Source organism: Streptomyces sp. NRRL B-1140 (assembly GCF_001280065.1).
Classification (GTDB): Bacteria; Actinomycetota; Actinomycetes; order Streptomycetales; family Streptomycetaceae; genus Streptomyces.
In genome coordinates, this window is sequence record NZ_LGEA01000054.1 from 1 (window position 1) to 263 (window position 263).

Below are 263 nucleotides of genomic sequence, written 5' to 3' on the forward strand. Positions count from 1 at the left end.
ATCATCCTTGACGGACTCGACGAACGTGTGGGCCTTGGTCTTCAGCTCCTTGAGCTTGGCCACCAGAGGACGAATCTCCGTGGCATAAGAGGACAACGCACCCGAGACCTTCTCCAGGCCGTCGGCGAAATCGTCCGCCCTCTCCTTCACCGGCTTCGTCGTAGCGAACAACTGCTCCGCCTCCGGAGCGTCGTAATACGCCGACAGGCCCTGGAACCGGGAGTGGATGTCGCCGCCGGCGTCCCGGACATGACCCGCGTCCT

1 pseudogene is annotated in these 263 nt (G+C 63.1%); it reads right to left on the bottom strand.

Going from position 1 to position 263, the window contains the following annotated elements:
- Window positions 1–263 (bottom strand): annotated as a pseudogene (locus tag ADK65_RS07640) (protein phosphatase); the annotation flags it as partial.